Source organism: Streptomyces sp. RG80 (assembly GCF_040446465.1).
Classification (GTDB): Bacteria; Actinomycetota; Actinomycetes; order Streptomycetales; family Streptomycetaceae; genus Streptomyces.
Genome location: NZ_JBEAAJ010000020.1, coordinates 44,521 through 57,517, shown reverse-complemented (window position 1 = coordinate 57,517; position 12,997 = coordinate 44,521). Strand labels below are relative to the sequence as shown.

At 68.4% G+C, this 12,997-nt stretch carries 11 protein-coding genes; 5 read left to right on the top strand and 6 right to left on the bottom strand.

Annotation, left to right across the window (positions count from 1 at the left end):
* Positions 1-75: 75 nt before the first annotated feature.
* The 4 genes from ABKA17_RS45560 to ABKA17_RS45545 all read right to left on the bottom strand — a co-directional run bounded on the left by ABKA17_RS45560 (position 76) and on the right by ABKA17_RS45545 (position 3,851).
* Positions 76-777: a HEPN domain-containing protein gene (locus tag ABKA17_RS45560; RefSeq protein WP_353698357.1), complete on the bottom strand. Its 702-nt coding sequence runs from the start codon at positions 775-777 to the stop codon at positions 76-78.
* 196 nt (positions 778-973) lie between these two features.
* Positions 974-1,420, bottom strand: a complete 447-nt coding sequence (locus ABKA17_RS45555; protein WP_502994551.1) for a hypothetical protein — start codon at positions 1,418-1,420, stop codon at positions 974-976.
* Between the two features lie 215 nt (positions 1,421-1,635).
* Positions 1,636-3,168: a site-specific integrase gene (locus tag ABKA17_RS45550; RefSeq protein ID WP_353698355.1), complete on the bottom strand. Its 1,533-nt coding sequence runs from the start codon at positions 3,166-3,168 to the stop codon at positions 1,636-1,638.
* Positions 3,165-3,851 (bottom strand): helix-turn-helix domain-containing protein, encoded by a 687-nt coding sequence (locus tag ABKA17_RS45545; protein WP_353698354.1) that lies wholly within the window; start codon positions 3,849-3,851, stop codon positions 3,165-3,167. Before ABKA17_RS45545 ends, ABKA17_RS45550 begins: the two co-directional genes overlap by 4 nt.
* A gap of 94 nt (positions 3,852-3,945) precedes the next feature.
* Between ABKA17_RS45545 and ABKA17_RS45540 the strand changes: the two genes are divergently transcribed.
* From ABKA17_RS45540 to ABKA17_RS45520, 5 genes are all read left to right on the top strand, one after another.
* The gene (locus ABKA17_RS45540) at positions 3,946-4,176 is read left to right on the top strand and encodes a hypothetical protein (RefSeq protein WP_003999991.1); all 231 of its coding nucleotides are present in this window, start codon (positions 3,946-3,948) and stop codon (positions 4,174-4,176) included.
* A 233-nt stretch (positions 4,177-4,409) separates the two neighbouring features.
* Positions 4,410-5,684 (top strand): DUF3631 domain-containing protein, encoded by a 1,275-nt coding sequence (locus ABKA17_RS45535; RefSeq protein WP_353698353.1) that lies wholly within the window; start codon positions 4,410-4,412, stop codon positions 5,682-5,684.
* Positions 5,685-6,190: 506 nt separating this feature from the next.
* Positions 6,191-7,042, top strand: a complete 852-nt coding sequence (locus ABKA17_RS45530; RefSeq protein ID WP_353698352.1) for a DUF2637 domain-containing protein — start codon at positions 6,191-6,193, stop codon at positions 7,040-7,042.
* Between the two features lie 343 nt (positions 7,043-7,385).
* Positions 7,386-7,955 (top strand): MobC family plasmid mobilization relaxosome protein, encoded by a 570-nt coding sequence (locus ABKA17_RS45525; protein ID WP_353698351.1) that lies wholly within the window; start codon positions 7,386-7,388, stop codon positions 7,953-7,955.
* Positions 7,952-9,667: a relaxase/mobilization nuclease domain-containing protein gene (locus ABKA17_RS45520; RefSeq protein ID WP_353698350.1), complete on the top strand. Its 1,716-nt coding sequence runs from the start codon at positions 7,952-7,954 to the stop codon at positions 9,665-9,667. The genes ABKA17_RS45525 and ABKA17_RS45520 overlap by 4 nt, the downstream gene beginning before the upstream one ends.
* Here the strand turns inward: ABKA17_RS45520 and ABKA17_RS45515 are convergent.
* Positions 9,664-10,806, bottom strand: a complete 1,143-nt coding sequence (locus tag ABKA17_RS45515; RefSeq protein WP_353698349.1) for a hypothetical protein — start codon at positions 10,804-10,806, stop codon at positions 9,664-9,666. The genes ABKA17_RS45520 and ABKA17_RS45515 overlap by 4 nt on opposite strands.
* An 88-nt stretch (positions 10,807-10,894) precedes the next feature.
* Positions 10,895-12,976, bottom strand: a complete 2,082-nt coding sequence (fxlM, locus tag ABKA17_RS45510; protein WP_353698348.1) for a methyltransferase, FxLD system — start codon at positions 12,974-12,976, stop codon at positions 10,895-10,897.
* Between the last annotated feature and the right edge of the window lie 21 nt (positions 12,977-12,997).

Sequence of the window (12,997 nt, the reverse complement as noted above, 5' to 3'; positions counted from 1 at the left end):
ATGCGTCTCGGTGGATCATCTGGACGAGCGCCTTGCCAACTTGCGGATCTGAACGATCCGTTTAGCCGCGGAGCTCTACTCGGCCGCCGGTGCTTCCAACTCCGGAAGCCCAGTACCTGTGTGTTGAAGAAGATGGTCACTGACACGCTTCGCACTCTGCCCTGCTAGCCGTTGGGCCAGATCAAGACCGTCGGTGGCATGCCGCTTCAGTACGCCGCCCTTTGGCGAGCCGCGATGGGCAATGGACCCTCGTAGGATCACGAAATCTGTTAGTCGCTGTCGTGTTCGGCTGGGTTCGTTCTTATGCCACCGCCAGGAGGCAGTGATGTCGCTGATTCCGACGTTCTTAGTGAAAAACTCCTTGACTTGAGTGGGTTTAGGGGTGTTCAGGGTGCGATCTTCATCTCGGGAGAGCATGTCAGCTCGCTCTCGGAGCGCGGTGCGCCAACCGTCATCCGAGAGATTCCAAATCGCCAGGTCGTCCTTTTCGTCAAGCAGGCTGTTCTTCAGGGTCTTCTTGATCTCCTTGGGTAGCTCGATGGCATTCGAAGCGTGGTCAGCCAGGTGACGGAGAGCCTCGGCGGCCAAGTCCTCACAGAACGCCTCCCAAGAAGCGCAGGTCAGTACCACAGCCGACCGGCTGACAACCTGGATCTCAGGACGTCGACGTCCTCTCTTCGCGCCTGTCTCCTTCTCGTGAAAGTCGATTAGTCTCTGGATGTCGGGTACGGCGTCATCGAGCAGGCTACGATGCGCCTTTCCATAAGCGATCGTCATGGATAGATCTTCTCCCCTGCCGAACCTGACGGCTACTTGGCTCGTTCGCGCTGGGGTCTGGCAGGTTTGATTCTGGTCTAAGTCGCGAATCGGGAAGCTCGTCGGTTGCACTTGGTGCTCTTCGTCGAGCTTGGAGCGGGGAACGAGCCGTCATCGCCGGTGGCCGGGAACTCGGCAGCTGAGCCATTAAGCACGATCACTGTGCTCGGAGGTCATCCTCGATCAGCCATACGTATTGGTCGACGCTGGGCGGCTGCGGGTTCTTCCACTGCTCAGGGATGCCGTCGGGGCAGTCGGAACACGTTACGGCGTAGAAGTTCAGCAGAGAGGTGCCGGCGCGCACCAAGTATCTGACGGGATTATCCGGGAGTCGCCCACAATTTCTGCATGGAATGTCAGTACGCACGAACAACTGTTCCTGGGCGCACTGCTCGCAATACAGGTGATTGGGTGCGTGGACGTCGACCACGATCTCCTCACCGCTGGGCCGATGGGGGCAATACTCCAACCACTGGAAACCGTGGATTGACACTCCCCGGCCGTGGGAGTCCCACGCGTCGACAAGCCAAGGGATGTCGCGGAAGATTTCTCGCGCACGGCGTCCTCTTGGACCGAGCTGGTCTGGAATGGATGGGATCTCCATGGTGGTCACGACCTTACGTGTGCCTCCACATAAGGGTAGGCCGCCACTGTGCGGTCGTCATGGTGGCAGCAACGGCAGGCGATCAGTATCCGCCCCCTGACCTTTGCTGTCCGTGGCCGTAGCCCTGCACGCAGTGGGAGGGCGACATCGCCGCGTCGTCCCAGACAGCCAGCCAGAGGGGCACGAAAGTTACCAGTCCCGGAGGCGCCCATTGATCACGCTGAAGCGGTTGAATCGGTGGCTGCCGGACGCGACCGAGGGATCAGATTCGCTGCCTTTTCGGCGATTTCACGGTCTAGCTCAGGGAGCAGGCTTGTGTAAGTGTCCGACGTGAGCGTGATCGTGGAGTGCCGAAGAGTTTCCTTCACAGCGTGGATGTCGCCGCCGCCTCCGTGCGTAAGAGTTGCGGCGACATGGCGTAGGTCCCGCAGAGTGATGGGCGGCAGACCGGTCGTGGCGAGGATGCGGCGGAAGGTCTCGGAGACCGTTCCGGGGTGGAGCCACGAGCCGTCTTCCTTAGTGAAGACCTTGCCGGTGTCCTGCCAGGCTTCGCCCCACTTCGCGCGCTCCTTGTCCTGGCGGGCTTTGTGGTCGCGCAGTTCGGAGATGGTCGTGCTGTCGAGCGCGATCGTGTTCGCGCTGCCGTCCGTCTTCGGCTCGGACTCGTAGGGGTCCCAGCCGTCCACCACGATCTCCTTGGCGGGCGTTATGAGGCCGGCGTCGAGGTCGATCTCGTGCCAGTCCTGGCCGACCGCCTCGCCGCGACGGAGGCCGCGGGTACCCATGAGGTGGAAGATCGCGTACAGGCGGTCGCCCTCGGCTGCGTCGAGGAAGGCGCCGAACTGCTGCGGGGTCCACACCATCACGGGGCCGGGGATGTCCCCCGTCTCGCGCCAGCGCCGGACTCGTTCATCGGTCCACAGAAGCGGCTTCGGGCGCTTGCCGGACTCCAACTCGACATGGGACGCCGAGTTGAAGGTAATGAGCTGCTGGGCGATCGCGGAGTTCAGGGCCGCGCGCAAGGTTCGGCGTATCGCCTGACGGGATGCCGGGCCGGTGATCTTCCGGAACGGCTTCATCTCTGCCAGCTTGGCCCGCTCGACCGCGAGCAGCTTCCGCTCGGCTCCTACGGGGCGGCCGGGCTTGCTCGGTTTGCAGCGGGCGATCTGTTCGCGGCGGGCCTCGTTCTCGGCTGCGATGACCTCGTTGTCGTCGGCTATCCCGTCGAACATCTCAACGAGGTGGCCGACGTTGAGGCGGTCGAGGCGTACGTGGCCGATGCGCGGCTTCAGGTGGACGCGGATGTGGGAGGCGTAGCCGTTGAGCGTGGTCTTGCGGCGCTTCTTCGCGGCGAACCACTGGTCGAGCCACTCGCCGACGGTGAGGCTGCCGCGGAGGGCCAGACCCGCCCTCAGGCGGCGTCGGGTCTCCTCGATGGCCGGGAGCGGAGCCTTCTCGACCGCGACCTCCTCCAGCATGTCGACAAGGCGCTGAAGACTGTCGGGGTCGTCCTTCTCCGCGAGGGCGAGCAGAGACCGGACGTGGTCGAGGTCGGCCTGCGCGTCCTTGAGGGACTCGTAGCCGGCGCGGCTGAAGGAACGGCGGGTGCCGTCTTCGCGGGGCGGGAGTTCCTGGCGTATGGAGTACGAGCCGTGCTTGCGGCTGGAGAGCTTGGGGCACTTCTTGCCGAGCGGCTTGCCGGTGTGGGGGTCGCGGCAGTAGCAGCGGCGGTGGGTAGAACCCTTCAAAGATCGTTCTCCTCGGTGGTACTGGGGTCGGTCTCGGGTGGGTCGACGTCGGCGAGTTCCGGTGGCAGGTGCGGTGGGGTGCCGCCGTCTTCGCGGATGAAGGCGCGGGCGCTGCGGAGCCGATACTTGGCTTCCAACGCCCTTTCTGCGTAGTCGGCTTGGGCGAGTACGGCTTCCTCGCGTTCTGCCCGGTTGGGTGCCGTCTCGGCCTTCCAGCGCTCGTGCTTCTCGCCCTTCAGGGCGGCCAGGGCGGCGCGCTGGTGGCGGACGTGGGCACGGAAGGAACGGAGCATGTCGTCTTCCAAGCCGAAGTCCTCGCTGTCACCGGTGAACCAGCGCATGGCATCCCAGGTCGGTTCGGAGTGCTGAAGGGGAAGGCGCTGGACTCGGTCGACGTAGCCGACGGGGTAGAGCAGGCAGATCGGGTAGGTTCGCAGGGCTTCGGCGAGGACGATGACGTCGACCAGGGGCAGGTTGGCTCGGCGGCCGGATTCCATGTTGGCGATCACGTTGCGTGGGATCGGGTGCCCGATCCCCTCACAGCGGTCCGCCAGGTCCTGGGCGCTCATCCCTAGCTCCTTCCTTCGTCTGCGGACTTCGGCGGCCACGGTGGCCATCACCTGGTCCACCCACTCCGGGACGTCGTCCTCGTCCCCTCCAGCATCCCAACCGTGTTGTGTCATGACGACACATTAACTTCCCTAACGTTGATTCCATGGCTTGGAGACGAGCGCGATTGCCGTGTTCGCCGAGGGCTCAGTCATGGATGGAGCGCGTATGCGCGAGAACGAACTCGCCGGCCGAGTGAAGGGCATGAGTCGAGAGGAGCTGCTGGAGCTTCCCGCCGCCGTTGACCTGGAGACAGGTAACCGGGCGCTGGGGCTTGGGCGGAGTAAGGGGTACGAGCTGGCGAAGCGCGGCCAGTACCCGTGCAAGGTGCTGCGGCTGGGCAACGCCTACCGGGTGGTGACCGCCGACCTGCTGGCTCTGCTGGGCCTGGCCGCGTGAGAGCGGGGAGTCATAGCAGCCCGTTCTGCGCTGAGCTGACACAGAAACGCTGGACTGTTGCCGGGTGTGGACGTACGGTCCGTGTTCCCTCGCGATGGCCTGGCGCCCGCGAGAAAGGGGTGGGCCCCCGGCGGTGCAACGCCGGAGGCCCGAGCAACCCCGAACGGCCCTGGAAGAACCAACCCGGCGGCAAGGGCGTGCGAGCCCGCCACCGCCAGACGAGGAGCTGCCGAGTGCAACCCGAGAACCCTGAGCCCTATTCCGCCCCAGCCCAGGCTGTCTGGCCCGCAGCGGCCATCCCCGGCCGACCCGGCGCCCACCTGCGCGCCGCGCAGGCTGACGGCGCCGACGAGGCGGAGACGCCGAGCGGCCTGGAGGCGATACCCGATGCGGAACCGACCCACGGCTCCAAGCTGCTGGATGAACTGCGGTCGCAGATCGCCCAGTTCGTGATCCCGCCCTCGCCGGAGGCCCTGGACGCGATCACCCTGTGGGTGGCGGCGACGCACCTACAGCCCGCGTGGCAGCACGCACCGCGCCTGGCGGTGGTGGGGCCGGCGAAGCGGTGCGGCAAGTCGCGTCTCCTCGACGTGCTGACCGAGACGGTCCACGAACCGATGCTCACCATCAACACCACACCGGCGGCCATCTTCCGGTCGATCACCGAAGAGAACCCGCCCACGCTCCTCGTGGACGAGGCCGACACCATCTTCGGCACACCGAAGATGGCCGAGAAGAACGAGGAGATGCGCGGCCTGCTCAACGCAGGCCACCAGCGCAACCGGTACGTCACCCGGGTCGTGGGCAACGACCACACCCCGCACCGCTTCGCTACGTTCGCCATGGCGGCCATCGCGGGGATCGGCGACCTGCCCGACACGGTCATGGACCGGGCAGTGGTGATCCGTATGCGGCGCCGGGCCGAGGGCGAGAAGGTCAAGCCGTTCCGGTCGCGGCGTGACATCCCGGCTCTGAATGAGCTGCGCGACCGTCTGCACGCGTGGGCCAGGCCGCTGCTGGACGAGGCCGCGGACCTGGAGCCGGACATGCCGGTCGAGGACCGCGCCGCGGACACCTGGGAACCTCTGGTCATCGTCGCCGACCTAGCCGGTGGCTACTGGCCCCGGCTGGCGCGGGTCGCCTGTGCGCGGATGGTCGCCGCCGAAGAGGCGGCCGAGGAGGACCACCCCAGCGGTGCGCGGATCCTCGCCGACATCCGCCGGGTCTTCGTCGCCCAGCGCGAGGTGGACAGCCTGTCCACCGAGGAACTCCTCCACCGCCTGCGCCAGGACCCCGAGGCACCGTGGGCGGAATGGGGACGCGGCGGGCTGGACGCCCGCGAACTGGGCAGGATGCTGCGCGCGTACGAGATCAAGTCCGGCAACGTGCGCATGGCCGACAGGACCCAGCGCAAGGGCTACATGCGCAACAAGTTCCTCGACGCCTGGCGCCGGTACTGCCCCGCCGTCCACCCCGTCGACGCCGACACCACGCGCGGCGAGGACTGAGGCCCTCCCCCAGTTGCCGTACCTGCCGTCCCTGCCGTGATCTCGCAGGTCAAAGGGCATGCAGCCAAGACGGGAACCGGGGCCAAGACGGCACCGCGATCGACCATCGCAGCCCGCCGCCAAGACGCCGCCCTTATCCGTCTTGCGCCGTCCCCCGCCGTCCTGCCGTATCACCGCAGGTCACAGCCCCGCCCGCTGGGACGGACGACGCACCGCCTCTGTCCCGACTCGGGACACGGTCCATCCGCAACCAAGCCCTGCAGGACGCCCCTGTGTCGTGTTCCGACTCGGAACACGACACAGGCGGCACCCGCCAGGACGGAGGGCCGAGGCGGTTGCCGTACCTGCTCTGACCTGCGCTTGCAACGGCCAAGACGGCAAAGACGCACCACACCACTACCCCAGGAGTACTCCGCTTGAGGATCCCTCTCATATTCCGTCGCCGAGACCGCCCGCCGCTGGACGACCAGCCCGGTCAGGAGCAGCCGGCGAAGACGAAGCTGACTGTGGAGCAGTTCGTGCTTCGCGCGGCCGGCATCGTCATCGTGGCCCTGACCGCCGGTGCGTTCTGGCTCTCCTACGCACACTTGGCCGAGGTTGCCGCCCACCATGGACTCCGTGACTCGCCGACCCGCCGCTGGGCGTGGCCCGCGACAGTGGACGCGTTCATCGTCGCGGGTGAGCTGCTCATGCTCCGTGCGGGCCTGCGCCGCGTCACCGACTTGTGGGCCATCGGCGTCACCGCCATCGGTTCAATCGGCTCCATCGGGCTCAACGTGGCCGGGGTGACCGGCACGCGGGACGTCGGCAGCGTGCCGTTGCTCGACTACGTGGTCGCCGCGGTTCCCCCGGCCGCCGCGATGGTGGCCTTCGGCGTGCTGATGAGGCAGATCCACGAACTCGTCGCACAGCCTGCTGCTGGCCATCCGGCCCCCGGTTCAGCGCACGTGCCGCAACCACCGGCCACCCCATCCGTCCACCCCGCCGAGGCGTCGGCGACCGCGGTCGGCCCGTCTGCCGAGGTTCCGGCCGAGGACGTCCGGCCTGCCGACCTACTGGTTCAGCCCGGTCGGACCACTGAGCCGCCGACCGCCGCATCCGTCCAGCCGCCGGAATCGCCCGCCGATACCGCAGCAGGCAAGCCGCGCGGTGGCCGTCCGCCCGGCGCCCCGCTTGAGGTACTCGTGGAGATCGGCCGGGCTGCAGCCGCTGAGCAGGGCAAGCTCACCCGGACTGTCGTCCGAACGGCAGTTGAGGACAAAGGGCTGACGATCGGCAGCAAGCGGCTGACCGACGTCATGGACCTCCTCCGGGCCGAACCCGAAGCCCCCGCCGAGACCGACCGGCCCGGCGACTGACCGGAACCGCCACCGGGTGACCGGAACCCTTCCGGTCACCCGGCCCGCCAGCCACCGCCCCGCGCAACGCGCGATCGTCCACACCTGTGGACGAGGCGGCAGCCGCCCGAACCGCGCTGACCTCCGCGTGACCCGCACGCCCTCCCACCTCTTCTCCGGAGAACCGTCCATGACGCACGACCCGCTCCAACCCGAGAACACGCCCGACGAGCTTCCGACGCTGACGAAGTCCCCTACGCCGATGGACCGTTGGCGCCGCGCGTTCGGACGGGCTGCCCCGGGCGGAGCCAGTAGTACCCCGAGTCCGACTCACAGCCGGTCTTCGGGGGTCTCCGCCCCGGGGGTGGCGGAGGAGGGCCAGCGCCAGGGGGCGACAGGCCAGGACGTCGGGACCGAGGGCAGCCCCGACGAGGACACGCTCCACACCGTCCAGCGCGAGACCCTGCGTCCCGTACGCGTCACCGACACCGCCGAGAGCGTCGGCGGTGAGCCCGTCGTGAAGATCGTCCAGCCCACGATCCGCCGCTTCACCGGAGTCAAACGCAAGGAGCGTGTCGGCCCCTTGCGCTTCACGACCGATCAGCTCGCCCTCCTCCAGGAGGCCACTGCCGAGCACGGCTACAAGGGCGAGGGCGGCTTCGCCGCCGACGTGGTCGTCGCCTTCATCACCGGCCGGTTCACCGCCAACCTGCCCCTGTCCGAGGACCGCCGCCGCACCCACCACTTCCGCGCCCAGGTCCTGCGCCAGCTCAACCGGATCGGCGTCAACGTCAACCAGATCGCCCGCGCCCTCAACAGCGACCACACCCCAACCGACATCCGCCAGCATCTGACCGAACTCCGCCAACTCCTGGAGCTGATCGCCGAGGCCCTGCGCCAGCCCACCGACCCGGACGCGGAGGCAGCCGCGTGATCGCCGCCATCAAACCGGCCGGGTCCAACACCCGCGGCCTGCTCGCCTACCTCTACGGCCCCGGCGACCACGACGAGCACCTCGACCCGCACATCGTCGCGGGCTTTGCGATGCTCGGCATGCCCGACCCCGGCCGCGACGAGAACGCCACCCTCACCGAACTCGCCCGCTACCTCGACGAGCCCGTGCGGCTGCGCAACAGTGAGTTCGGCAGGAAGGTCACCGATCATGTCTGGCACTGCCCGGTGCGCGCCGCCCCCGAGGACCGCTACCTCTCCGACACCGAGTGGGGCGAGATCGCCCAGCGCATCGTCCAGGCCGCCGGCATCGCCCCTGCCGGTGACGACCTCGCCTGCCGTTGGATCGCCGTGCGCCACGCCGATGACCACATCCACATCCTGGCCACCACCGTTCGCGAGGACGGCCGCCGCCCCAAACTCCATGACAGTGGCATCCGCGTCGGCGATGCCTGCCGCGAGATCGAAAAGGACTACGGGCTCAGGCAGTTGAAGAAGGGCGACCGCACCGGCGCCCGCCGCCTCACCCAGGCCGAGATGCACAAGGCCGAACGCCTTGGCTGGGAACAGCCCAGCCCTGCATGGCTCCAGGACCGTATCCGCGCTGCCATCCCGCACGTGACCAACGGCGAGGAATTCATCGCCTACCTCGAAGCCGGCGGCGTCGAGGTCCAGGTCCGGCGCGGCCCGTCAGGTGACCTCCTCGGTTACGCCGCCGGCCGACCTGGCGACGTCAACGAGGCCGGCGAGCAGATCTACCACCCCGGAAGCAAGATCTCCCCCGACCTCTCCCTGCCCAAGATCACGGCCCGCCTCGAATCCAGCCGCCCCGAGGAACACCCCACCGCCCGCCGCAACCACCCCAGCACCCCCTGGCACCAAGCGACCGACGCCCTCGACACCCTCCACAGCGACCTCGCCGACGACACCCACGCTCAGGCCCACATCACCGCCCTCGGTGAACTGCTCGAAGCCACCGCCCAGAAGGCACCCGCCAACCTGCGCACCGAACTCCAGGCCGCCGCCAAGGCGTTCGCCCGAGCCCAGCGCTCCCAGATCCGAGCTGAAGACCGTGCCGCCCACGCGTTGCGCAGCGCGGCCCGCGACATCGTCCACACCGCCACCGGTCCCGACGGCAGCGCACTGGTAGCCATGGTCGCAGCCCTCGTCTGGGCCGCCACCGTCGCCAGGCGCTGGCACGAAGCGAAGAACCACGCCCACCAGGCTGACGCCGCCCGCGAGGCCGTCCAGCACCTCCAGATGGCCGCCGACCGTGCCCTTGCTCCGACTATCGCCGAACTCACAGCCCGACCGCCCAGGGAGCAAACCCGCCGCGTTCTCGCGAACGACGTACGAGCAGCCGTCCCCGACCACGCCGAGCGGATCCTCGCCGACCCGGCCTGGCCGGCACTTGCCACCGTCCTCGCCGACGCCGAAGCCCGTGGCCATCAACCCCACCAGCTCCTCAAGGAGGCTGCTGCCCAACGCGAGTTGACCAGCGCCCGCCAACCTGCCCGGGTGCTGATCACCCGTATTCAGCACACCGGCCGGAACCCGGCCCCGAACCGCCGCGCTGAAGCTGCCCGCCGACGCTCGACTATCACACCCGCGGTCCGCGTCCAGCAGATCCAAAACGGTCAGACTCCATCGACCACTACGACGCCTGCCGAACAGCAGCACCGACGGCGCCGTTAGGCACCGTCAGAGCCGCAGGGTTGCGTTCCTCCGGGATCGGAGGAACGTGCGAGGCTTTCCCGGATCACGCGGTCGCTGGCACGCAGAGCCGCCGTCAGTTCTCCTCGCAGCTCGTTCGGGAGGGTCCCTGAGCCAAGGGCGCAGGCGCGTACCAGCGCGCGACAGTCCTGCACTTGCCGGTCCGTGGCGGTCTCGGTGAACAGAGGATGAGCCAAGCTCTCGCGAGCCGCATAGCCGTCTTCGGTGTCCGTCGTCCTGCGGTGGAGGTCCTCGACGATGCCGTGCGCGGCGAGCGCCTCGGCGGAACCGATCGCGTCGAGGACCGTAAGTCCGAGCCGGGTGTCGAAGACGATCATCCCGGGTTCGGCCTTCCGTCCGGAGTAGACCGTCACCAGGTCCGCCAGGTGACCGTCGGTCGGCTGCCCGGCGTCGCGGCGGCATAGGACGGTCAGGCATGTCGTGACGGCTTGTTCCCATGGGTCGCCGGGCATCGTGTCGGCAAGGAGGGCAGCGGCCCACGCGGTGTCACCCGCAACGAGAGCGGCGAGGACGGCGACCTGCCGACCGTCGAGCATCCGCTTTCCGATGCCATGGTGGGCCTCGATGTGCGCCAGGGCTTCGGCCCATCGCCCCTCGGTGGTGAGGGTGCGCGTGCCGTCTGCGAGGAGGACGCGCCACAGCCACGCGCGAACCTCCTGGCGGTCTTCGCCGGTCGCAGTGAGGCTCGCGGGTACGGTGACGCGCTCGAACCGGGCGGCTGCGCCCGCCTCGACGGCCTTGTACAGGTTGAGGATTCGCTGCCGACCCTCATCGGCGTGACCGGCGCGGATCTGGAGGCGAGCGAGGTTGACGACCGGTTCCAGTCCTCGGATCGCGCTCATGCCAGGCAGGGGGCAGGCATGAAGGTAGGCGGCGGCGTGCTGGTGGCACATCTCGCGGGCGAGGTCGGGGAGGCCGAGGTCGGAGGCGATGAGCGCGGCCTGGTTGTAGACGGCCGATGCGAGCCCCTGGTCAGTCTCTTTCACCGCGGTGTCGGCCAGGTCGACGAGTGCGCGTACGCGTTCAGGCAGGGGCAGGCAGGCAGGTCGGAATCGGGCGACGAGCGGGAAGCGCTGGGCTGTGGAGCCGTGTGGGTCCATGGATCCCCCTTGTCGAGAGTGAGGAATGCTGAGGCGGCGGTGCCCGCCAGCCATGTGTCGACGGGCACCGTCCGCTACGCGTGGGGCGTCACTGCCAGTCGACGACGATGCGGTTCAGCGGGGTGTCGAGAGCGAAGAGGCCGGGGCGCCGCTCGATGCTGGGGGCGTCGAGGGGCTGGATTTCGAACGTGGCTTCGCGGCTGCGGTATTCGCGGTCCCAGGTGCGGATGGCGTCGGCGACCTTCGCGGCCAGCTCGTCGCTGCCGGGACCGTGGCCGATAACGCCGAACTCCCAGAGCTTGCCGCCCTCGGGGGTCCTCTTCTCCGACAGCCGCCGCGCCAGGTAGGTGACGGCGCCCTTGTCGACGACGGCGGTCGACGAGGGGTAGGGATCCTCGGTGAGCAGAGTGCCCTTGGTGCTCTGAGGGAACAGCATCCGGATCAGGCCGGAGGGCAGGGAGCAGGTGAGGAACAGTTCCATCCACTCCGGCGATTCCATGGCGCGGACCGTCAAGCCGGTCCACTCCTCGGTGCGCGGCTGGTCGAGTACACCTGCGAGGGCGTCGGCGTCGATGTTGAGTCCGGCGGGGGCCTGGAGTCGTACGGTGCCGTCCGTGCTGAGCGGGATCACTCGGCGGTCGTCGTCGGCGATGCCCCGCCGAAGCGGCATGAAGGTGTTCATCTCGCTGCCGAGGGATACCCACCGGCCGTCATGCTGCTCGTAGGCAATGGAGCGGGACACCGTGCCCTTGAGACGCTGGGGGACGAGAAGCCGGCCGCCGGGGGCAAGCTGCTGCAGCCAGGCGTGCGGCACGCCGTGCGCGCCCACGGTGGCGATGATCCGGTCGTACGGCGCTGCTTCGGCATAGCCGAGCGCCCCGTCGCGGGTCACGGCCTGGACGTTGGTGATCCCGGCGGCGGCGAGGTGCGTGCGGGCGCCTTCCACGAGGTCGTCGTCGACGTCGAGGGTGGTCACGTGTCCGTTCTCGCCGACCAGGTGGGCGAGTAGACCGGCGTTGTAGCCGGTGCCGGCGCCGAGTTCGAGGATGCGCTCGCCGGGCTGCGCTTCGAGCTGGTCCAGCATGAGGGCGACGACGCCCGGCTGGGAGGCGCAGGAGATGGACGTGCCGTCAGTGTCGTACTTGATGTGCACGGGTGCGTTGGCGTAGGCGTCTTCGAGTGACGCGTCGGGCACGAACACGTGGCGGGGTACGGTCCGCAACGCGGTCTCGACGGCGGGCGTGCGGGCGTGTCCGTCCGCGCGGAGCTGGTCGACCAGGGCGTTGCGGAGGCGCTCGGCGTCCGCCGTGGGGGTAGTGATCGTGTCGGTGTTCACCGCGCTGAAGCTATCGGTGTCGGCCGTTGCCTCGGTGGGCGACTCGGTGTGGTCACTCGTTCCCATGACTACCTCTCGTGCGATGTGGGACAGGGCGCTCTGGTCGTCCCGGAGGAGACCGGCGCGGTTGGCGTGGAAGATCACGTGGTGGGCGATGACGGCTCGTAGGCCGCGGGTGAGGGCGCCGCGGCCTGCGAGGTCTGCGAGCGTGGCGCCGTCCTGTTCGAAGGCGGTCACCCATTCCTCGTGAGCGTGGAGTGGGCCATCCGGGCGGCAGAGGCTGTGGGCGTCGGCGGTCATGAGCTTGCGCATGGCCGGAGCCAGTGCGGCGGCTCGTTCGGGCGGTTGTGGAGCGGTGGCCGGTCGAAGGGCCGCGACCTTCGCCCATACGTCGCCCTGTTCGAACCAGTCGAGTCCCGCGCCGCGCATCATGGCGCTCGCCAGCAGGACGGCGGTCTCCCTGCGTCCCAAGTGCATCGGGCTCGGCTGGTAGGTGAGCAGGTGGCGGGAGTCCCTGTGGAACAGTTCGTGGGCTGCGTCCATGGCCTCCGGGCCGCCGAACGCGTCGGTCTCGGGCTCGTAGACGCAGGGCAGGCACGACACGGCCACGCCGTCGCCGACTAGATCGCTCAAGAGCGACTCAATGGCTGGTGAGGGTTTGTCCGCGAGGTAACGCAGCGGCCAGGGTTGCTTGTTCATGAACCACCAGCCGGTGAGCTGCCCGTCGGCCTCGGCCTCGATCAGGGTGGGGCCGAGGCGTTCGGCGATGGTGCGCCGGGCGATCTCGCGGTCGACGAAGGTGATGTTGTGCTGCTGCCAGCGGTCGGGAGGCATTGAGGTCCTTCGGTCGGTGGA